General features: G+C 53.4%; 18 protein-coding genes. 7 read left to right on the top strand and 11 right to left on the bottom strand.

Features of this window, described 5'->3' with window-relative positions:
- Positions 1-30: 30 nt before the first annotated feature.
- The 5 genes from Q9291_RS02710 to glyQ form a co-directional block, all read right to left on the bottom strand.
- The gene (locus Q9291_RS02710; protein WP_306388454.1) at positions 31-741 is read right to left on the bottom strand and encodes a M48 family metallopeptidase; all 711 of its coding nucleotides are present in this window, start codon (positions 739-741) and stop codon (positions 31-33) included.
- Positions 741-1,454, bottom strand: coding sequence for a lysophospholipid acyltransferase family protein (locus Q9291_RS02705; RefSeq protein WP_306388453.1), 714 nt, complete (start codon positions 1,452-1,454; stop codon positions 741-743). The genes Q9291_RS02710 and Q9291_RS02705 overlap by 1 nt, the downstream gene beginning before the upstream one ends.
- Positions 1,454-1,996: a D-glycero-beta-D-manno-heptose 1,7-bisphosphate 7-phosphatase gene (gene gmhB, locus Q9291_RS02700; protein WP_306388452.1), complete on the bottom strand. Its 543-nt coding sequence runs from the start codon at positions 1,994-1,996 to the stop codon at positions 1,454-1,456. The genes Q9291_RS02705 and gmhB overlap by 1 nt, the downstream gene beginning before the upstream one ends.
- Before the next feature lie 124 nt (positions 1,997-2,120).
- Positions 2,121-4,220: a glycine--tRNA ligase subunit beta gene (gene glyS, locus Q9291_RS02695; protein ID WP_306388451.1), complete on the bottom strand. Its 2,100-nt coding sequence runs from the start codon at positions 4,218-4,220 to the stop codon at positions 2,121-2,123.
- The gene (glyQ, locus tag Q9291_RS02690; protein WP_306388491.1) at positions 4,217-5,158 is read right to left on the bottom strand and encodes a glycine--tRNA ligase subunit alpha; all 942 of its coding nucleotides are present in this window, start codon (positions 5,156-5,158) and stop codon (positions 4,217-4,219) included. Before glyQ ends, glyS begins: the two co-directional genes overlap by 4 nt.
- 155 nt (positions 5,159-5,313) lie before the next feature.
- Here glyQ and Q9291_RS02685 point away from each other — a divergent pair, with 155 nt between their 5' ends.
- The 4 genes from Q9291_RS02685 (at position 5,314) to Q9291_RS02670 (ending at position 11,383) form a co-directional block, all read left to right on the top strand.
- On the top strand, positions 5,314-5,745 hold the full coding sequence (locus Q9291_RS02685; protein WP_306388450.1) for a hypothetical protein: 432 nt from the start codon (positions 5,314-5,316) through the stop codon (positions 5,743-5,745).
- A 63-nt stretch (positions 5,746-5,808) separates the two neighbouring features.
- Positions 5,809-7,179: a TolC family protein gene (locus Q9291_RS02680; protein WP_306388449.1), complete on the top strand. Its 1,371-nt coding sequence runs from the start codon at positions 5,809-5,811 to the stop codon at positions 7,177-7,179.
- On the top strand, positions 7,176-8,288 hold the full coding sequence (locus Q9291_RS02675; protein ID WP_306388448.1) for an efflux RND transporter periplasmic adaptor subunit: 1,113 nt from the start codon (positions 7,176-7,178) through the stop codon (positions 8,286-8,288). Before Q9291_RS02680 ends, Q9291_RS02675 begins: the two co-directional genes overlap by 4 nt.
- Positions 8,289-8,302: 14 nt before the next feature.
- Positions 8,303-11,383 carry an efflux RND transporter permease subunit gene (locus tag Q9291_RS02670; RefSeq protein ID WP_306388447.1) on the top strand — a complete coding sequence of 1,027 codons (3,081 nt, stop codon included), beginning with the start codon at positions 8,303-8,305 and terminating at the stop codon, positions 11,381-11,383.
- 423 nt (positions 11,384-11,806) lie between these two features.
- On the opposite strand, the gene lnt is transcribed toward Q9291_RS02670, so the two are convergent.
- The 6 genes from lnt to phoB all read right to left on the bottom strand — a co-directional run bounded on the left by lnt (position 11,807) and on the right by phoB (position 18,068).
- Positions 11,807-13,291, bottom strand: coding sequence for an apolipoprotein N-acyltransferase (lnt, locus tag Q9291_RS02665; protein ID WP_306388446.1), 1,485 nt, complete (start codon positions 13,289-13,291; stop codon positions 11,807-11,809).
- Complete coding sequence (locus Q9291_RS02660; protein WP_306388445.1) at positions 13,288-14,151, bottom strand: ChbG/HpnK family deacetylase; 864 nt, start codon at positions 14,149-14,151, stop codon at positions 13,288-13,290. The genes lnt and Q9291_RS02660 overlap by 4 nt, the downstream gene beginning before the upstream one ends.
- A complete protein-coding gene (locus tag Q9291_RS02655) occupies positions 14,144-14,518 on the bottom strand; it encodes a GtrA family protein (protein WP_306388444.1) in 375 nt (124 codons plus the stop codon). The genes Q9291_RS02660 and Q9291_RS02655 overlap by 8 nt, the downstream gene beginning before the upstream one ends.
- Positions 14,518-15,555, bottom strand: a complete 1,038-nt coding sequence (locus tag Q9291_RS02650; RefSeq protein WP_306388443.1) for a glycosyltransferase family 2 protein — start codon at positions 15,553-15,555, stop codon at positions 14,518-14,520. Before Q9291_RS02650 ends, Q9291_RS02655 begins: the two co-directional genes overlap by 1 nt.
- Before the next feature lie 46 nt (positions 15,556-15,601).
- Positions 15,602-17,173, bottom strand: coding sequence for a glycosyltransferase family protein (locus Q9291_RS02645; RefSeq protein WP_306388442.1), 1,572 nt, complete (start codon positions 17,171-17,173; stop codon positions 15,602-15,604).
- 190 nt (positions 17,174-17,363) lie between these two features.
- Positions 17,364-18,068 (bottom strand): phosphate regulon transcriptional regulator PhoB, encoded by a 705-nt coding sequence (gene phoB / locus Q9291_RS02640; protein ID WP_306388441.1) that lies wholly within the window; start codon positions 18,066-18,068, stop codon positions 17,364-17,366.
- A gap of 171 nt (positions 18,069-18,239) precedes the next feature.
- Here phoB and Q9291_RS02635 point away from each other — a divergent pair, with 171 nt between their 5' ends.
- From Q9291_RS02635 to nusB, 3 genes are all read left to right on the top strand, one after another.
- Positions 18,240-19,901, top strand: coding sequence for an OFA family MFS transporter (locus tag Q9291_RS02635; RefSeq protein ID WP_306388440.1), 1,662 nt, complete (start codon positions 18,240-18,242; stop codon positions 19,899-19,901).
- Between the two features lie 85 nt (positions 19,902-19,986).
- On the top strand, positions 19,987-20,436 hold the full coding sequence (gene ribH, locus Q9291_RS02630; protein WP_306388439.1) for a 6,7-dimethyl-8-ribityllumazine synthase: 450 nt from the start codon (positions 19,987-19,989) through the stop codon (positions 20,434-20,436).
- Positions 20,433-20,903, top strand: coding sequence for a transcription antitermination factor NusB (nusB, locus tag Q9291_RS02625; RefSeq protein WP_306388438.1), 471 nt, complete (start codon positions 20,433-20,435; stop codon positions 20,901-20,903). The genes ribH and nusB overlap by 4 nt, the downstream gene beginning before the upstream one ends.
- The last annotated feature ends 6 nt before the right edge of the window (positions 20,904-20,909 follow it).

Here is a 20,909-nt window from a genome sequence, read left to right as displayed (position 1 = left end):
CCGTTATCATCAGTCCATGGCCCTAACCGTTTAAGCCATGCGATGCAAAATTGACGAGAGCGCTTTCATTTCTTTCTCTGCAGACAAGTGTTTGGCAAACAGACTTTCCAGTACCGCATAAAATCTGCCTGAGTGGTTCATTTCCCTGAGATGGGCCATTTCATGACAGACCACATATTGAATGATATGCGGCGGCGCCTGAATCAGGCGCCAGTTGAGACGGATTTGTTTGCGGCTGTTGCAGCTCCCCCAGCGTGACCTGGCATTGGACAAGGCGACAGAAGTCACCTTTTCCCCCATCTGTGCGGCCACCAATTGTACGCGGCGGCTAAAATCCGGCAAGGCTTGCTGCGTATACCAGTGCAGCACTTTGCGCGCCACCCATGCCTGATTGCCAATATGGGGACTGCGCACGACCAGTTGACTTCCCTCCAGCGCCACGGCTTTGCTGGTCGGATGCCTGATCAGTGACAAGGTGATATCCTGCCCCATAAATAGCAATGGTTCGCCATCTACCCACTGCATGGGGGCGACCTGGTTTGCTGCGCGCAGTGCCAGTTTTTGTTGTATCCAGCCAGCTTTCTGCAGCAACACCTGTTGCAACTGCTTGGACGAGATACGTTTGGGGGCGTGTACAACCAGCCCTTGTGCGGTGATTTTAAGGCCGATGGTTTTGCGCACGCGCAGATCGAGCAGATAGGCAATAGTTTGCCCATCCGGCAGTTGTAACTGCTGTGCCATCACAGCTGCAACATCTCCGCTTCAATCCAGTCTTCAACCAGCTTGTTCACGGCATCTGCCTTAAGCCCTGACGTTTCAATCGGCTTGCCAATCACCACCTGAATCACTCCAGGGTATTTGAGAATAGAGTTTTTACGCCAGTAACGCCCCGCATTATGGGCCACGGGCACTACAACAGACTGGGTGTGCGAGGCCAGCCACGCACCGCCGATATGATATTTGGCACGCGTATCTGGTGCTGTCCGGGTGCCTTCAGGAAAAATCACTACGCACAAGCCGCGCTTGAGCCGTTCTTTGCCATTGATCACCAATTTTTTCAGTGCCTCGCGGCCAGAGCTACGGTCAATCGGGATGGCATCCAGTGCCCAAAATGCCCAGCCTAAAAAAGGAATCATCATCAGTTCCTTTTTCATCACCCATATTTGCGGCGGAAAAATGCATTGCAAGCAAATGGTCTCCCAGGCTGACTGGTGTTTGGAAAGAATAACATACGAGCCTGCAGGCAGATGTTCACGGCCGCGGACCGTATAGCGCAGGTTACAGGTGACTTTCAGCCACCAGATCACGCCAAATGCCCAGCCACTAACCATGCGCGAGCGGGTGACTGCTGGTAGCGGGATTAAAAGAATGGCCAACAAGGAGAACGGAACAGACAGCGCAAACATGCCGATATAAAACAATATGGCACGCACAGTCAATATTGCCATTTGCATTACTTTTCACCCTTGACGATATATTGCACCGCTGCTGCAAGGTCTGACATGATTTGTGTATTTGCTGGCAAGTTACCTTGCGCCAGTGTTTCTTCACCCTTGCCAGTACGCACCAGCACTGGCTGACAACCGGCATCGGCAAAGGCCTGCAAATCGCGCAAAGCATCACCTACCCCCGCAACACGCGCAAGTTCGACATTAAAACGGCGACCGATTTCTTCAATCATGCCGGTTTTTGGCTTGCGACAATCGCAATCGTCTTCTGCCGCATGCGGGCAATAGAACAACGCATCAATGCGTCCGCCCACCTGAGAAAGCGCTTTGTGCATTTTGTCGTGAATCGCATTCAGCGTCGCCATATCAAAATACCCTCGCGCAATGCCGGACTGGTTGGTGGCCACGGCCACGCGATACCCATGCTGGTTTAGCAAGGCAATCGCTTCCAGACTGCCGGGGATCGGAATCCACTCGTTGGGATTTTTGATAAAAGTGACGCTGTCTTGGTTAATCACACCATCGCGGTCAAGGATAACTAATTTCATAGGTGTACGAGCTTCATTTGTTCACTCCGTCATTCCCGCGAAAGCGGGAATCCAATTTGAATGTATAAAACCTAAAATGGATTCCCGCTTTCGCAGGAATGGCGAAATTAGGAAGCATGCTGATTTAACTCGCTAATTTGGACAAATCGGCCACGCGATTCATTGCCTGATGCAAGGTTGCCAGCAAGCCCAGACGGTTGGCCTTGAGTGCCGGGTCATCTGCATTGACCATCACTGCATCAAAGAAAGTGTCTACCGGTGCCTTAAGCACCGCCAGTGCTTGCAATGACCCTGCATAGTCACCCGCATCAAATAGCTGGTCCGCTTTTGGGGTGACTTCGGCCAAGGCCTGATGGAGTGCTTTTTCGGCCGACTCCTGCAACAGGCTGGCATTGACCTCGGCACGCACTTCGCCGTCTACCTTTTTCAGAATATTGCTCACCCGTTTGTTCGCCGCGGCCAATGCCGGGGCTTCCGGCAGATTGGCAAAGGCCTGCACGGCAGCCAGACGGCGTGAAATTTCACTGAGCAAGCTGGGCGTGAGTGCCAATACGGCATCGACTTCCTGCGCACTCGCCCCCTGGTCACGTAAATTCACGGCCAACCGGTCAAAGCAGAAAGCCTGAATCGCCTCCGCCACTTCAGGATTACCATGAAACACTGACAATGTTTGCGCCACCAACGTATCAAAAGCCAAAGGCAAATCGGTTTCTATCAGCATCCGCAAGATACCCAGGGCCTGACGGCGCAAGGCAAACGGATCTTTATCACCTGTTGGCTTTTCACCAATACTAAACAGGCCCACCAGAGTTTCCAGTTTGTCCGCCAGCGCCACCACCACACCAACCTGGCTGCGTGGCAAGGCATCTCCGGCAAACCTGGGGCGATAATGATCTTCAATCGCGTACGCCACATCATCAGCCAACCCCTCATGCTGGGCATAGTAGCGGCCCATAATGCCTTGCAACTCGGGGAACTCACCTACCATGTCTGTAATCAAGTCGGCTTTGGACAGACGCGCTGCTTGCGCCACCTTGGCGACAAACCCGGCCTCGCCCAACTGCTGGGCGATCAGGGTTGCAATGGCCACTACACGCTCGTTGCGCTCACTCTGTGAACCCAGCTTGTTGTGATAGACCACTTTACCCAGACCCGCCAGACGGCTTTCCAGCGTTTTCTTGCGGTCCTGATCAAAGAAAAACTTGGCATCGGCCAGACGCGGACGCACCACACGTTCGTTACCGCCAATGACCTTACCTGGATCCGCGGGATTGATGTTGGAGACGATCAGAAACTTGTTGGTCAGCTTCCCGCTTGCATCGAGCAGCGGGAAGTATTTCTGGTTGGCCTTCATGGTCAAAATCAGGCACTCTTGCGGTACCGTCAGAAATTCTTGCTCGAACTGACCCAGTAATACATTCGGACGCTCGACCAGCGCGGTCACTTCGTCGAGCAAGGCTTCATCCTCAATCGGGGTTAATCCTTGTTTGTCAGCCGCAACCTTGATCTGGCGCGCAATTTCGGCCTTGCGCTCGGCAAAACTGGCAATCACGGCGCCTTCGTCACGCAGTTGTGCTGCGTAACTGTCTGCATCTTTCAAGGTAATGACTGGCTGGCTGGCTTCAAAACGATGTCCATGGGTGGTGTTGCCTGCATTCAAGCCCAGCACAGATACTGGCACCACGACGCTGCCATGCAGCGCTACCAGGCCATGCGCCGGACGCACAAAATTGACACTTTCCCAGCCATCATTGATCTGGTAAGTCATCACTTTGGGAATGGGCAGTTTGGTCAGCGCTTCATCCAGAGCTTTCTTCAAGCCTTCAGCAAGTGTTGCACCTGCCTGAATTGCGTCAAAAAACAAAATATCGGCTTTGCCATCATGCTCTTTGCGCAGGCCCGAAACTGCAGAGGCCTCGGCGCCCAGGGCTTGCAGTTTTTTGAGCAAAGCAGGCGTGGCTTGACCATTAGCATCCAGGCCCACACTGGCAGGCATCAACTTCTGCGCCACCTGCTTGTCAGCGGCCTTGTCGGCCACTGCCGTCACATGCGCAGCCAGGCGGCGTGGTGAGGCAAAGCTGGTCACTACAGAAGCGGCGTCCAGCAACCCTTGTGACTTCAATGACTCGGACAGCACAGTACTGAACGCCTCACCCAACTTATTCAAGGCTTTAGGTGGCAGTTCTTCTACAAACAATTCAACTAACAGATTACGGGATGTCATGCGGCGGCTTTCTTGTTTTGTTCGGCTTTTTCACTCTCAAGCTTGGTCAGGACTTCTTCGGCCCAGGCTTTGGGCGCCATCGGGAAGCCCAGACGCGCGCGGCTGTCAAGGTAGCTGGCAGCAACACTGCGGGCAAGATTACGGATGCGGCCAATATAGGCCGCACGCTCGGTAACCGAGATCGCACCACGTGCATCCAGCAGGTTAAAGGTGTGCGCAGCCTTGAGCACTTGCTCATAGCCTGGCAATGCCAGCTGATTTTCCATCAGATGTTTAGCCTGTTTTTCATGCGCATTAAAGGCCGTGAACAGAAAGTCGACATCAGAATGCTCGAAGTTATAAGTCGATTGCTCCACCTCGTTCTGGTGGAATACGTCGCCATACTTCACACCGGGCGAATATTCGAGGTCATAGACGTTTTCCACGCCTTGCAGATACATGGCCAGACGTTCCAGGCCATAGGTAATTTCGCCGGTAATCGGTTTACAGTTGATACCGCCGACTTGCTGGAAATAGGTAAACTGCGTGACTTCCATGCCGTTGAGCCAGACTTCCCAGCCCAACCCCCAGGCGCCCAGTGTGGGGTTTTCCCAGTCATCCTCCACAAAACGGATGTCATTTTCCTTTAGGTCAAAGCCCAGCGCTTCGAGCGACCCCAGATAGAGCTCAAGAATATTGGCAGGGGCTGGTTTGAGCACTACCTGGAACTGATAGTAATGCTGCAAACGGTTGGGGTTCTCGCCATAACGGCCATCTTTGGGGCGGCGACTTGGCTGTACATAGGCCGCTTTCCATGGCTCCGGGCCCAAGGCACGCAGAAAAGTTGCGGTATGGCTGGTGCCGGCACCGACTTCCATGTCATACGGTTGCAACAAGGTGCAGCCTTGTTTATCCCAGTACTCTTGCAGTTTTAAAATAATTTGTTGAAAGGTCAGCACCATGTTGCCGGATCCGATGATAAGCAAAAGAAGCCATTTTACCTGATTCGCACAGGGTTACGAAATGCTAAAACCACCGCGTCAAATGACTTAAGCAGGTTTTTACCCCTTGTTTTGCGATTGTGATGTCTGCACAAGTTTGGTAGATTAGCAGCATGAAATTTTATCGTCCATGGATAGCGCTGCTGACGTTATGGTTTGCTTTACTGCAAACCGTAGCGCCATTGATGCATGCGCATGCTGCGGGCGAGAATCCTGCCGATGACGGTCCGCACATGCATATGATGGAGGTCCCCGCATTGCAGGAAGCCTCCGTAGAGCGCAAACACCCGTTTCACTGGCATGTGCATGCCAGCAAATCGCATGGCCAGATCATCGGCCTGTCGCAAGCCATCAGTGAAAAAGACTGGTTGCAGATATGGTCAGAGATCGACAGTCAACTGTTGCTGTTTGCCATCTTGCCAGCACTGATTGCGCTGGTTTTCTCCACATCGATTTTCCACCCGTCGGGACAACCGCCGTCCGCAAGGCGGCGAAGCCTCACCAGCAGTTCACCACACGCGCCTCGCGCACCTCCATTCGCCTGATTTCACAAGGTTGCAACGGCGCACGTCCGCGTGAACCGTTGCGTGTGACACTCAGGAGAATCTATGTTTTATTGTTTGAAGACACCCCGTGGTTGTCGTTATTCTTCGCGCATCATCCGGCCGCGTATCGCCTGGCTAGCCGCCTTGCTGGGCATGGCTTTGAGCCAGAGCTTTCCTGCACTGGCTGATGGCATCGCCATTAAAAATAGTCAGCATGCGCAAGGGACGTTCGACACACGCTTGAAGGACGCAGACGTTTACGAACAGGACCATGAGGATACAATCACCCTCAACAGCAGGCTGCAATTGCATGAAGTACTGCAGCAGGTCGTTGCGCTCCATCCCCAACAGGCGTTACTGACGGCGCACCAGCACATGGTGCAGGCGCGCCGCACCATGGCCAACAGCTGGGTGCCACAAGCGCCTTCTGTCGGGTTTTCACATCAAAATGACGCCCTGCTCAGCAATCGTGATGAGCGTGAATGGCAAGCCCAGGTGCAAATTCCAATCTGGTTGCCCGGTCAGAAAAATGCACGTAGCCAGGTGTCATCGCTGGCAGATGACAGCCTGATGCAGGATAGGGCCGGGTTACAGCAACTGGCCGCAGACCTGTTACGCAATGCGGTGTGGGAGATTGCCCTCAGGCGCAATGACCTTGAACTGTATACGCGCAGATATGAAACCTTTCAGGGCATTAGCGATGATGTGAAAAAACGCTATCGCGCAGGAGAAGTCGCACGGCTGGAAGTCATGCAGGCAGAACAGGAAATGCTGCTGGTTGAACGCCAGGGCGTGACGGCCAGGGCTGAGCTGATGCATGCACAATTTCGCTATCAGCAACTCACCGGACTGCAAGAAATGCCGGCCCGTATTGAAGAGCCATTGTCAAACCGCCAGGACTACCTGGAGGCGCCCTTCTGGCTGGCCGCACAGGCCCGCCTGAAACTGGCAGAGGGACAACGCAGCCTGACCATGATAGAGCAGCGACAAAACCCGCAACTGACTTTGAGCGCACGTACCATACAGGGTGGTTTTGACTATGCGTTCAACGCCAGCATGGGGGTCGCCATCAATATCCCGCTGCAAAGCGAAGTCCACCGCGCCCCGCTGCTGGCCAATGCAGAGCAAAATATCGGCGACGCCACCAGCCAGCTCGAAACATTGCGGCGACAGCTGGATAACACCCTGCATGAAGCCGAGCACACTCTGCATGTCAGCCGTCAGGAGCTCACACTGATCAACCGTCAGCATGCCATCGCCCAGGAAAATGCAGCCCTTGCCCGCAAAGCCTACCGGCTGGGTGAGCTGGATTTAAACCAGTTATTACGGTTGCAGCTGCTGGCCTTTGAAGCCGAGCGCAGCTTGAGCAGCCAGCAGTTACAAGTGCAATGGAATATTGCCAAATACAATCAGGCAGTCGGAGTCTTACCATGAAAAAAATGCTTTTAGCACTCTTTACCGTGTGCCTGTCATTCACAACCCAGGCCGCCAACGTTTTACCACTCACCATCTTGCCTCTCACGGCGGCGCAACTCAAGCAGATGCAGGTGCAATGGGGACTTCTGCAGGTGCAAACCAGTGGACGCTCTGCCAGCTACCCAGCCGAAGTAGTATTGCCCCCTGCGCAAATGCGGGTAGTGACGGTCGCACAGGCCGGGCTGATTACACAACTTAATGTGAGTGTGGGCGATACGGTCAGGCAGGGACAAATCATCGGCCAGTTGAACAGCCCGGACCTCGTCACGTTGCAAAGCGGCTATCTGCAAAGTGAAACCCAGGCCAGACTGCATGCACAAGCCCTGAAGCGTGATGAAGAACTGTTCCGTGACGGCATTATTTCGCAGCGCCGCATGCAGGAGACACAAAGTGCCTATGAGACCAGCCAGGCCTTGCTAAACGAGCACAGGCAAACACTGAAGCTGGCAGGATTAAGCGAAAGCCAGGTACGGCAACTTGCACAGAAACGCAGCATGCACAACGGCATACCCATTATTGCACCCATGGCTGGTCAGGTCATGGCACAGCACCAGCAAGTGGGCGCACGTGTCGATATGGCCATGCCGATTGTCACCATCAGCAACCCCAAACCCTTATGGCTGATGATACAGGTGCCGATAGATCAAGCTCTGGCACTTAAACCCGGCACAGCCGTCGCGCTCCCCAAGCAGGGCTTGCAGGCAAAAGTCGATACCATCCTGCGGCAGTTAAACAAAAATAGCCAGACCACCCAGGTGCGTGCCAGCATCACGCAAGGGGCTGAACAGCTGTCTGTGGGCCAACTGGTGGATGTGGCACTGGTAGAAAACACAACACAAGGCACAAATGCCAGCTTTGCAGTGCCAAGGAATGCAGTGGCACGACAGGGAGAAAAGGCAGTGATCTTTACCAGGCAAGCCAGAGGCATTGCCGTGGTACCCGTCAAGATCATTCTGGAGCAGGCCCAGCAGCTCACCATCCAAGCAGATGTGCGTGGCGATGAACCAATTGCCGTGCATGGCGTGGCCGCGCTCAAAGGGCATTGGCTAGGCATGGGCGGCGAATAAGGCGGACACAAGACATGTTAAATTGGCTGATAGAAATTTCACTCAAACAACGCCTGCTGGTATGCGCATTCGCGCTGGGCGTATTGCTGGCCGGCTGGCAGGCTTACCAGATGATCCCGATTGACGCCTTTCCGGATGTCTCCTCGACGCAGGTCAAAATCATTATCAAATCCCCGGGCATGACGCCTGAAGAAGTCGAGGCGCGCATCACGGCGCCAGTTGAAGTTGAAATGCTGGGCATCCCCAAACAGACCAATCTGCGTTCGGTGGCCAAATATGCACTGACGGATATCACGGTGGACTTTGAAGATGGCACCGATATTTACTGGGCGCGCCAGCAAGTGGCTGAACGACTCAATAATGTCTGGGCCAATTTGCCTGCAGAGATCTCCGGCGGCATGGCCCCGATGACCACCCCGCTTGGCGAAATGTTCATGTTTACCATCGAATCTGACCGCCTGAGTTTGCAGGAAAAGCGCAGCCTGCTAGACTGGGTCATTCGCCCGCAACTGCGCACCGTAGCAGGCGTCGCAGATGTCAACGCACTGGGCGGTCTGGTACGCAGCTTCGAAATTGTGCCGGACAACGCCAAACTGCAAGCACGCGGCATTGCGCTGGGCGACCTGCAAGCCGCCATTCGCGACAATAACCGCAATGACGGCGCTGGGCGCCTGAAGGATGGCGAGGCATCACTGCTGGTCCGCGCAGAAGGCGCTTTTAAAACGCTGGAAGATGTGCGCAATACAATAGTAAAAGGCCAGCAGGGAAGTCCGGTCAGAATTGGCGATATTGCCGAAGTCCGACTGGGCGCTCTCACCCGCTATGGCGCAGTGTCAAGGGATGGCAAGGGTGAAGTGGTGGAAGGACTGGTACTCGGGCTGCGTGGCGCCAATGCCCGCCAGGTGGTTGAAGGTGTACGTGCCAAGCTCAACGAAATTGCACCCCACTTGCCCCAAGGCGTCACCACGCATGTCTTTTACAGCCGAGGCAACCTCGTCGATCGTGCCGTGCACACCGTGAACAAGGCCCTGCTCGAAGCCGTAGGGCTGGTGCTGATTTTGCTGGTGCTGTTTCTGGGCAACCTGCGCGCTGCATTGACTGTTGCGTGCGCCCTGCCCATGGCCATGCTGGCCACCTTCTGGCTCATGCATCAAACTGGCATGTCTGCCAATTTGATGTCGCTTGGCGGTCTGGCAATTGCCATTGGCATGCTGGTTGATTCAGCAGTGGTGGTGGTAGAAAACATTGTCGAACACCTGGCCCACATGCCGCAGAAATCCGTACCAGACAAATTAACCGTGGTACTCGCAGCCATGCGTGAAGTCAGTGTCCCGGTCAGCGCCGGCATTGTCATCATCATTACTGTATTTTTGCCATTACTGACCCTGCAAGGCCTGGAAGGCAAATTGTTTGCGCCAGTGGCTCTCAGCATCATGTTCGCGCTGGGCAGCTCCCTGCTGCTTTCACTGACCATTATCCCGGTACTTGCCTCCTTCCTGATTAAAGCTCCGCCAGCGGAAGACGCACCCTATCAGGACCCATGGCTGATTCGACATCTCAATCGCTGGTATGCACGCAGCCTGACCCTGGCAATGCAGTATCCGCGACACGTACTTTTCACCGCAGGGCTACTGCTTTTGCTCACCCTGCTGGTTTATCCGAAGATGGGCAAGACTTTTATGCCCGGCATGGACGAGGGGGATGTAATCATTGGCACCGAAAAACTGCCATCCATCTCCTTACAGCAGAGCGTGGAAACAGACGGTCAGATCCAGCAAGCCCTGCTCCGGCAAGTACCGGAAATTCAGCAAATCGTCTCGCGCACGGGCTCGGATGAACTGGGTCTGGATCCGATGGGCCTGAACCAGTCCGACAATTTTCTGGTGCTGAAACCTCGTGAAGAATGGCAGGTCGCAGACAAACCGGCGTTGATCGAAAAGCTGCGCGGCGTCATGCGCAGCATTCCCGGTCTCGACTACAACTTTACACAACCGATTGAAATGCGCGTGAATGAAATGATTTTGGGCGTGCGGGGCGATTTGGCGATCAAACTGTTTGGCCCTGACCTGCCTACACTCAATCAAAAAGCCCAGGAAATCATCAGGATACTGGAGTCCATCCCCGGCAACCAGGACGTTTACACGCCCCAAAACAGTGGTGTGCAATATCTGCAAATCAAGATAGACAGAGTGGCTGCCGGACGCCTTGGGCTCAACATCAGCGAGATCAACAACCTGTTGCAAAGCCAGCTTGAAGGCAAAGTGCTCGGCATCGTGCAGGAAGGCAATCGCCGCACCCCGATTCTCTTGCGCGGTAGCCAGATTATCCGTGAATCGTCTGCCGACTATAGCCAGTTACAAATCGCCCTGCCACAAGGCGGATTTGTGCCGCTGGCCAGCGTGACCACCCTGGTACGCATGGAAGGCCCAGTCAAGATAGACCGCGAACGTGGCAATCGCATGGTCGTCATCACTGCCAATGTGAAAGACCGCGATCTGGTGAGTTTTGTCGAGGAAGCAAGACAAAAAGTCACCCCAAAAGTGCTGCTGCCTGAAGGCTACTGGCTGAAATGGGGTGGCCAGTTTGAAAACCAGCAGCGCGCAGCAGCGCGACTGAGTGTGGTCATCCCCATTGCGATTGTGCTGATTAGCCTGCTGCTGTTTATGACATTTGGCTCCTTGCCCAAAGCGCTTTTAATTCTGGTCAACATTCCGTTTGCCATGATAGGGGGCGTCTTTGCACTCTGGCTGTCGGGGGAGTATTTATCCGTGCCTGCCTCGGTCGGCTTTATCGCCCTGCTCGGTATTGCCGTGCTGAATGGCGTGGTGATGGTGAGCCATTTCCAGCATCTGGCGGAGAGCGGCATGGATGCAGGCAAGATTGCCTTTGAAGGGGCCAAGCGCCGACTGCGCCCGGTATTGATGACCGCCAGCATTACGGGCTTTGGCTTGATTCCACTGTTATTTGCCACAGGGCCCGGCGCCGAGGTGCAACGGCCATTGGCGATTGTAGTAATTGGCGGACTGATCACTGCCACATTTTTGACTTTGTTTGTATTGCCGATTTTGTACCAGCATTTTTTTGGCAAGAAATAACAGCCACATGGCAGTGCAGTAAACATAGAAGAAAGGGTACCTCCAATAGTCCATACTCAGTCGCGATATTGTGTTGCTCATAAAAAATTTTTTCTTACATATCCACTATCTGCGGTGTCCAAATTTTTTAATCGCGCCAAGGCTGGCTTAGCAATTTGAATTATTAAAGGCACCCGAAAGGTATTCTTCTGATTTTTGATGGTTTTGTCCTAGTCGCGGGCATTCATACCCGCGCCGGCACGATAGCAAGGCGTGGCGATTTCTATCAGCGGTATTTTTCGCCCTTGGGCGAAAAGGAATATATCAACATGTACCATGTGAGCCATACATTCCATAAGGCGTACTTTACAAAAGCGGCGCTTTACAAAAATCCACACAAACATCCGGGCAATGCATTTTTGTATGGAGCAAGACAGCTAATGACTATCTGCGCCGCAGCCATCCCCACCATAACCCCAGGCCGCTCAAACAGAGAAATGCCCAGTTTCCCCACCGCACATAGAGTGTCATACCTTGATAACTCTGCGCCTCCCCCTCCAGTATCGCCGTCTGATCATGCGGTACATGACTGAGCACTTGTCCATTTTTATCAATGATGGCGGTCGCGCCGGTGTTGGTGCTGCGCAGTACCATGCGACCGGTCTCGATGGCCCGTACCTGGCTGAATTGCATGTGCTGGTCGGCGGCGAAGGACTGGCCGTACCAAGCGTCGTTGCTGAGGTTTACCAGCAGTTCTGCTTGCGGCAGTTGCAGGGCGATTTCTTCACCAAACACATCTTCGTAGCAAATATTGACGCCAACTTTTTGGCCTGCGATTTGCAAGGGTTGTTTCGAGGTGCCGCGAGACAAGTCGCTAAGTGGCATATGCAACCAATCGCGGTAGATCCAGCCAAACATGCTTTTGAGCGGGATATATTCACCAAATGGCACCAGATGACTTTTTGAATAAGCTTGCATGGGCGAAACGCCCAGACTCAATGCGCTGTTGAAGTATTCACCCTGCGCAGAGGCAACCACGCCCACCAGTAAATCGCCCTGCTGTTGCGTTGCGTGTCGCTTGAGTGCTTCCAGATAGGCGGAGTCGATCTGTTCTGCCAGCATGGGCAGGGCCGTTTCGGGCAACACGATCAGTCTGGCCTGTGTCTGATTGACCATCCGCATATATTGCTGCAAGGTGTGTTGCGCATGCTCGGGAGACCACTTGATGGCTTGGCTGATATTGCCTTGCAACAAGGCAACAGTGACAGGCTGTCCAACCGGGTGACTCCATACCACCAATGTCAGCAATCCACCGGCCAGAAACAACCCAAAAATCGATAACAGCGCATGGATTTTGTGTTGGTGATAGAGCATGGCGGTGGCCAGCAAGGCAGCGACGCTGGCGGTCAGCGCCGAGACACCATACACACCGATCACTGGAAAATAGGCTGCCAGCGGACTGGCAGGTGCTTGCGAGTAACCTAAGGTGAGCCATGGAAACCCGGTAAAAATCCAGCTACGCACCCAGTCTGACAGTGCCCAGAACACCGGGGCGAGCCAGAGCAGACTGCCAACACGTTTGGCCAGGTAGCCAGCCAACGCTGGAAACAACGCCATAAATGCGCACAGGCATCCTGTGCAAAACCCGGCAAACCACCAGGGCATGCCACCAAAATTATGCAGGCTGATATAAATCCAGTAAATCCCGACACAGTACAAACCCAGACCAAAAGCAAATCCCAACATAAATACTTGTTTGGGGTGCGCGGCCTGATGCCAGAGTACGAATAACACGGCCAGACTGAGCCACGGCAACCACGTCAGATAATATGGCGCAAACCCCAACACGGTGAGCGCACCCAATAAGGCAGCCAGTCCCGCCCGCTGCCAGGAAGGGGCTGCCTGTAAGCAATCAAGCCAAGACTTCACATGTGTTCCTTCATCAATATAGTTTGTTGCATGGAGCCTTTCACCGGTTGAATATCAATGTTCACCAGCCAGGACTGAAATGCGGCGGATTGCATGAGCTGCCATTCAACAATACGGGCAGCTGCGATCGGGTCATCGCTATCTGCTGGCGCAGCAGGGTGCGCCGGATGGCACATCAACACAGGAGGCAAGCCTGGGATAGCGTGATCTGCATACCTTTGGCACTGCGCTATCCATTGCTGCCAATGTGCCTGGTAATCGGTAGCATCGCCATGAAAATCATAGACGCCCAGCAGTACAGGCGATGACGCAAACCCGCATGCGGCGGCTTGCTGCTGCAGGGCGCGCGCGCCCAGGCAGTGAATCAGGCGCGCTTTAAATCCGCTGCCAGCCGGTGGGCTGGAAATACGCAACCATGGCCGCTGCGCCGCTGGCAAGTGCGCATAGCGGTGAGACAGTTCTGCCAGCAATGCCACGCGAATCTGCGGTAGCTGATGTACATGCAAGTGCCCATCCACATAATCCGGAGGGGTGCCCATGGCTAACTCAAACGCATCCAGTTGCTGCCGGATATTATGGAGAATCGCTTGCGTATCGAGCAAGCGCAGCAGGCTGCGCAGCACCAGTTGCGCATGTGGCAGGCGCAAGGCATGCGAAAACTGGGTGAAATCGAGATGCAATCCAACATCGGCTTGCTGCCGGATAGCCGTGGTTAATTGCTTCGCGCTGCTTGCCCAGTGCGGACTGAGGGTCATGCATGAAGTGGCCGTCAACAGGCCTTTCACAATTAAATCGCATATCGCAGCATCAATCGCCGTGGATTGGGCGTAGTCATCTGCACAAACAATCAGTTTAGCCATGAGCAAATGCCCAAAAACGACTCAGTACATAAGTGCTGGCCGCGACCAGCACCATCACCAGCGCCAATACCAGCCAAAAAGGCCAGGCGGTCCAGTGCAGCCCACACCAGAGCAGGGCCTGATTACCAAAAAAACCCAGCAGGGCCACGGTTAAGAATTTAGGAAAAGCCTGCCGATGGCTGGACCGTGCCCCACGAAACGTCCAGTGGCGGTGGCCAATATAGCTTACGGGAAAAGCACAGGCAAAGCCTAGCCAGTTTGCTGTGGCGGGAGTGAGGCCGAGCGCATGGCTGATAATCGCCACCACATAATGCATTCCGGCCGCCAGTGCGCCTACACTCAAAAAAGCAAGGACTGACGCTTTCATTACAAGAGTGATGATTGATCAATATTTTGCACAGGCGTTTTACGGCGGCGCACAGGTTTATCTTTATCAGTGAATACTGATTGTGGCGCAACCACATCGGACACAATATAGGGAGGGCGACCTTTGACTTCATCGTAAACGCGAGCCAGATACTCACCCAGTACACCAATGAATAACAGCTGCACGCCAGCAAAAAACATCATACTCGCAACAACGGTTGGCCAGCCGGGGATAGATTCATGAAAAAATAGCGTATCGATGATAACAATGGTGCCGTAAGTAAAAGCCAGCAGTGCCAGAATCACTCCGGTAAAACTCGCCAGCCGCAAAGGCAATACCGAAAAACTGGTGATGCCAGTCCACGCCAGTGCGATCAGCTTGAGTTTTGAGTAGGCGCTTTCACCATGCAACCGGGGTAGAGGGGTATAGGGAATGCCAATCGATTTGTATCCTACCCAGGCATAAATGCCTTTCATGAAACGGTTACGCTCAGGTAAGGCACACAATGCATCCACCACTTTTCTGTCCATCAGGCGAAAATCACCGGCATCCCGCGGGATACTCACATGCGTACTCGCGCTCATCATGCGGTAAAACGCGCGTGAACCCCATAGTTTAAACGAGGACTCCTGTGCCCTGTCCTGACGCACCGCGTACACCATCTCATAGCCTTCGCGCCATTTTTCCAGCATGGTCAACATCAGTTCAGACGCATGCTGACCATCGGCATCCATGCAAATGACCATGTCGCCACTGGCATAGTTCAACCCAGCACAGATGGCGTTTTCTTTACCAAAATTACGGGAAAAACGCACCAGTGTCACCCGGTAGGTTTCAACGAGAGCCTGCACGACATGTGCCGTTTGATCGCGGCTGCCATCGTCCACCACCACAATATTCCAGTGCGGAGACATTTGCTGCAGAACACGGGCAATATTATCCAGCGTCTTCGCAATGTTTTTTGCCTCATTGTAGGCAGGCACCATGACAGTAATGTGCGGCTGTACTGTTTGACGGGTGGTATCAAGAGTTGTCATGGTGTCCCACAAGAAAATAAACTGTCAGTATTGTAGCGGATTGCCGCTAGTTTTTGGCAGGCGTGCCCATCCTGGCATTGCCCTCAAGTTTGCGTCTGTCCTTAAGCACGGATAACCACATACCCTGACGTTTCGCACCCCCGATTAATTGGCCCTGCATCACCTCGTGACAATGCATATTCGTCGTCGACAGGAAGAAGTCTGCTTCTTCCCAGCGGCGGGTCACGCTGAAACGTTTATCCAGATACGGTTCAATTTGCGGGGTATCCACGCAAGCGGCCACCCAGTAAGGATGTGACTGAGGCGGCAGCTTTTTCGCATTCAGCTGCCCGGCGGCCTCGCGCAAGGCGCTCGACCAGTAATCGCCCTCCCATTTGTATTGGGCCGCTTGCTGCTCACCCACCAGACGATTCAGCCTAACGTATTGGTATGGATGCAACTGCACAATATCAAACAAGGTCACCAGCATTAATCCGACCATGACACCGCCCCAGATTGCCTGACCCCAGAGTGAGTGACAGGTGTTGCCGCTTTGCCATTGGCCGCGCCCGATGGCCTGCCAGACCGCTACAATTGCCCAGGCTGATAAAATTGCCAGCAAAGGCGCCAGAAAAGTAAAGTGACGCACCCCGTTGTAGAGCGCAGGTCTGTCATCCATGACAAACACCAATGGAAATAAAATACCCGTGAGCAAAGTATGCATGGTCAAGCGTGTCGTCGTATCGGCCACGTCTAAGTGCTGACGGCCAAACAGGCACACTACAGTGGCCGCGAACAAGCTGAGTAGACTGGCTTCGGGCAGTTTGACAGCCAGATACTGGAACAAATAACTGCGAGGCACTCCGCTGATGTTGTAGACCACGCCGTTAACGATGGTTTGCATGTTGAAATCGAAATGCGAGAATGCTCTGGCTGCTTCCAGCAGATTGTCAGCCTCAATCACACTCCATGGCCAGCAGATCGCCATAAATACAAAAGCCAGTACAGCGGCTGGCAGCAGTACCAGCACCATGCGCCATAAGCGCGAAAAAACAGGCGTGTGCTGATGTTTGTGGTCAAGCCAGACGCGCCAGATCACCAGGAGTATCAGGTAAATAACAGCAAACGCGCCACCCACGCGCAAGCCGAGCGCGCCGCCGACAGCAAGCCCCAGTAACACAATGATCTTCCCACTGACATTTTCCATGTCGCGCACCACCAGTGCGGTCGCATACAAAGCCCAAAGCATGCAGGTGGCAAAGGGAACATCTTTGGTATGGGTGAACATGGTGCCAGACCATGAGACCGTGAGAAACAGCAGCAGCATGGAGAGTACGGCCAAGCGCAAGCCTCCCAGCAAATGTGCAAAACGGGAGACACCATAGAAACCGAGCAAGCCAAATCCGGCAGACAACAGATGGCGTAAATCCCACACCCAAAGGCTGGTATGCGGTTCGAGCCACGCAGCCACAATGTCAAACAAGCCACCATATAGGTAAAGATTGCGGTAATGAAAGGCATCGTCATCCCGGAACCCGGTGCGATACCAGTCGAGCAACATTTGTCCATAGGTATGCTGGACATACTCATCGTTGCTGATGCCATGCTGACGGAAGGACAATCCAACCCAAACAAACAAACCCAACCAAATCAGGCGATTAACCCATGTGATTGGTAAGACAGAGTACGTTGCTGGGCCAGGCTTCATAAGCATTACAATCACTGAATTTTGACAGGCGCAAGCGTATCATGACTGCCATGCATTAGATAGTAGGCGAGGCCGTGCCACCCGGCATATTTATTGGCACGACCAGACAAGCGGGCGTTGTTTATTGACCGACTTCAGTATGCACCGAAAAACGATACCCCGATCCACGCACGGTCTGAATCATGTCCTGGTGATTGGAAGCTACCAGCGCATTGCGCAGACGACGGATATGGACATCTACCGTACGGTCCTCTACAAACACGCGATCCCCCCAGACCTTGTCCAGCAGTTGCGTGCGGCTGTGTACGCGCTCCGGGTTGGTCATGAAAAAATGGAGCAGTTTAAATTCGGTAGGACCCAAAGGAATGTGCACATTGTGCCCGGTCACCCTGTGCGTGGTAGGGTCGAGATGCAAACCGGCAATTTCAATCGGGTCATCGGTCATTTGCGGCGCACGGCGACGCAACACGGCTTTAATCCGCGCATTCAGCTCACGCGGGCTAAATGGCTTGGTGACATAATCATCTGCGCCGACTTCCAAGCCACGCACCTTGTCAAACTCATCGCCTCGGGCGGTCAGCATGATAATCGGCACCTCTTTGGTCAGACTGTCAGATTTGAGGCGACGTGCAAACTCGATGCCGCTCATGCCTGGCAACATCCAGTCCAGCAGAATCAAGTCCGGCATCGTTTCACGCAACAGCATCTGCGCATGCTCGACACTGGTGGCGCGAATCGCATGATGCCCGGCCTGTTTGATGTTTAAGGCCAATAATTCCTGAATCGCCGGCTCGTCTTCTACTACCAATATATTTGCTGCCGCCATGACACTCCCTTTAAGCAATTTTTCAACAGAATTTATTTCTGTGAATGCTCGCCAGTTTATGAATGAATTATGACATTTTAATGACAACCTCACATAAATTTAATTTTGCTGTTATTGCCTTTTACTGCAAAGTGTAACAATATGTAACAGGGAAGAATCAAGGGGGTTTAGATGTTGCTTAATCTGTCCAAAGAACATATCACGGCAGGCAAAAAATTTAATCGATGGCTGGTTCCACCAGCTGCATTGGCAGTACACCTTTCTATTGGCATGGCCTATGGCTTCAGCGTGTTCTGGAAGCCGCTGGGCGCTGCGCTCACAGGCGCTGATGGTAAACCGGTTGCAGCATGCGCGGCAGGCGCGACGACCTTTGCAGAAAAAATTGTCGGCACCGGGCATGCGTTATTTGCCACGGATTGCAACTGGACGCAATTTGACCTCGGCTGGATGTATACACTGTTTTTTGTTTTACTGGGGTGTTCGGCGGCGGCATGGGGGGGATGGCTTGAAAGAGCTGGCCCGCGCAAGGCCGGCTTGGTTGCCATGCTGTGCTGGTGTGGTGGCTTGCTCATTTCGGCACTCGGCGTCCATCAGCATCAGTTATGGATGATGTGGCTAGGCAGCGGCGTCATAGGCGGCGTTGGCTTAGGCCTGGGCTACATCTCGCCGGTTTCGACCCTGATCAAATGGTTTCCTGACCGGCGTGGCATGGCCACCGGTTTGGCCATTATGGGGTTTGGCGGTGGCGCCATGATAGGCTCGCCTTTGGCGACCAAATTAATGAGCCTGTTTGCCACTCATACCGACCCTGGTGTCTGGCAAACTTTTGTGGTACTTGCACTCATTTATGCTGTTTTCATGACCTTCGGCTCTCTTGGCTATCGCGTACCGGCAGCCAACTGGAAACCCGAGGGCTGGACACCGCCAGACCAGCAACATAACCGCATGGTTGCCACCCGCCATGTGCATTTGAAAAATGCACATAAGACACCGCAATTCTGGTTATTGTGGCTTATTCTGTGTATGAATGTTTCCGCAGCAATCGGTATCATTGGTGCGGCGGCCCCCATGCTGCAAGAAACTTTCGGCGGGGGCTTGATCGGCAATCCAGCCCTGACTTTCGCTGACATCAAGGCGGATGAAGCATTGACGGCTTCCGCCGCTGCGGTAGGCGCAGGATTCGTGGGCCTGATTTCGCTGTTTAATATTTTTGGCCGCATCGGCTGGGCAACTTCCTCAGACAAGCTGGGGCGCCGTAACACGTATTTTATATTTTTCGTGCTAGGTGCCATGCTGTATGTCTGTGGTACTTATGCAGCCAACCACCACCAACTGGCCTTATTCCTGCTGGTGTTCTGCGTCATTGCTTCGATGTATGGCGGCGGCTTTGCCACCATTCCTGCCTATCTGGCCGATTTGTTTGGCACGCAGTTTGTGGGTGCCATTCATGGCAGACTATTAACAGCATGGTCAACAGCAGGGATTCTTGGTCCGGTGATCGTCAATTACATGCATGATGTGCGATTAGAGGCGCAGATTCCCTATGCTGAAATCTATGCCCCCATCTTTATGACTCTCGCGGCATTGCTGGGCGTGGGCTTTGTTGCCAATCTGCTGGTCAGGCCGGTGGCTGACAAATACTTTATGTCAGACAGCGAGCTGGCAGTAGAACAGCAAGCAGGCATAAAATCGAAGAATGAAAGTGGGCAGCTTGCTCTCAATGACGCCAGAACGCCAGGAGTCATGGTGAAACTGGCATGGTTGGCCGTATTGATCCCGATTAGCTATGGCATATGGATGACGGTACAGAAAGCATGGTCTCTATTTGCCTGAGATTACACTGATTGCTGCAACGGCCTGACATGAACAGCACCGTTTCGGTTAAAATGGTGGTCTTTAGCCTACGGAAGTTCTGCAATTGAAAACCATCACACAAAATCTGGACGGTACTGGCAAGAAAATCGGTATCGTCCTTTCCCGCTTTAACGAAAACATTGGCGCAGGCTTGCTTAAAGCCTGTGAGCAGGAACTGCTCAAACTCGGCGTCAAGGCGGACGACATTACGCTTGCAAGTGTACCGGGCGCGTTGGAAACGCCCCTCATCTTGCAGCATATGGCATTGAGCGAGTCATATGATGCGCTGATTGCACTGGGCGCGATTATTCGCGGTGAAACCTATCATTTTGAAGTGGTTTCCAATGAATCTGCGCGCGGAATTTCCGAGGTACAGCGTGATACCGGCGTTCCTGTTGCTAATGCTATTCTCACAACAGAAAATGATGCGCAGGCAGAAGCGCGCATCGCAGTCAAAGGGGCTGAAGCGGCACAAGTTGCAATCGAAATGGCTAACCTGGTGAATGCGCTATGAGTACTGAACAAGCTGCACCGCAAAAAGCAAAAGGCAGCAAAAACCGCCGAAAATCACGCGAACTGGCATTAAAAGCACTTTATTGTAACCGGATGAATGCAAGCGATGTCAAGCAGTTGCGATTGGATAGCCTCGACGATCCAGAATACCATAAAGCTGACGAAGCCTATTTTAAACAATTGCTGACTGGGGTATTGGAAAATACGGAAGCAATCGACGGCATGATCAGCCAGTTTGTTGATCGCAAAATAGAGGAGCTCAGCCCGATTGAGCATGCCGTTTTGCGCATTTCAGGCTATGAACTGATGTTTGATATGAGCATTCCATATCGCGTTGCCATTAACGAAGGCGTAGAGCTCGCCAAAACCTATGGCGGCATTGACGGTCACAAATACATCAATGGCGTGCTAGATAAAATTGCCGCACAGGTGCGTCCGCAAGAGTTTGGCCAGCAATCGAAAAAATAACCGCTA

The sequence above is a fragment of the Methylophilus aquaticus genome (assembly GCF_030769565.1).
In the GTDB taxonomy this organism is placed as follows: Bacteria; Pseudomonadota; Gammaproteobacteria; order Burkholderiales; family Methylophilaceae; genus Methylophilus; species Methylophilus aquaticus.
Note: the sequence above shows the minus strand (reverse complement) of the source record. Positions and strands in the feature narration are given on the sequence as shown.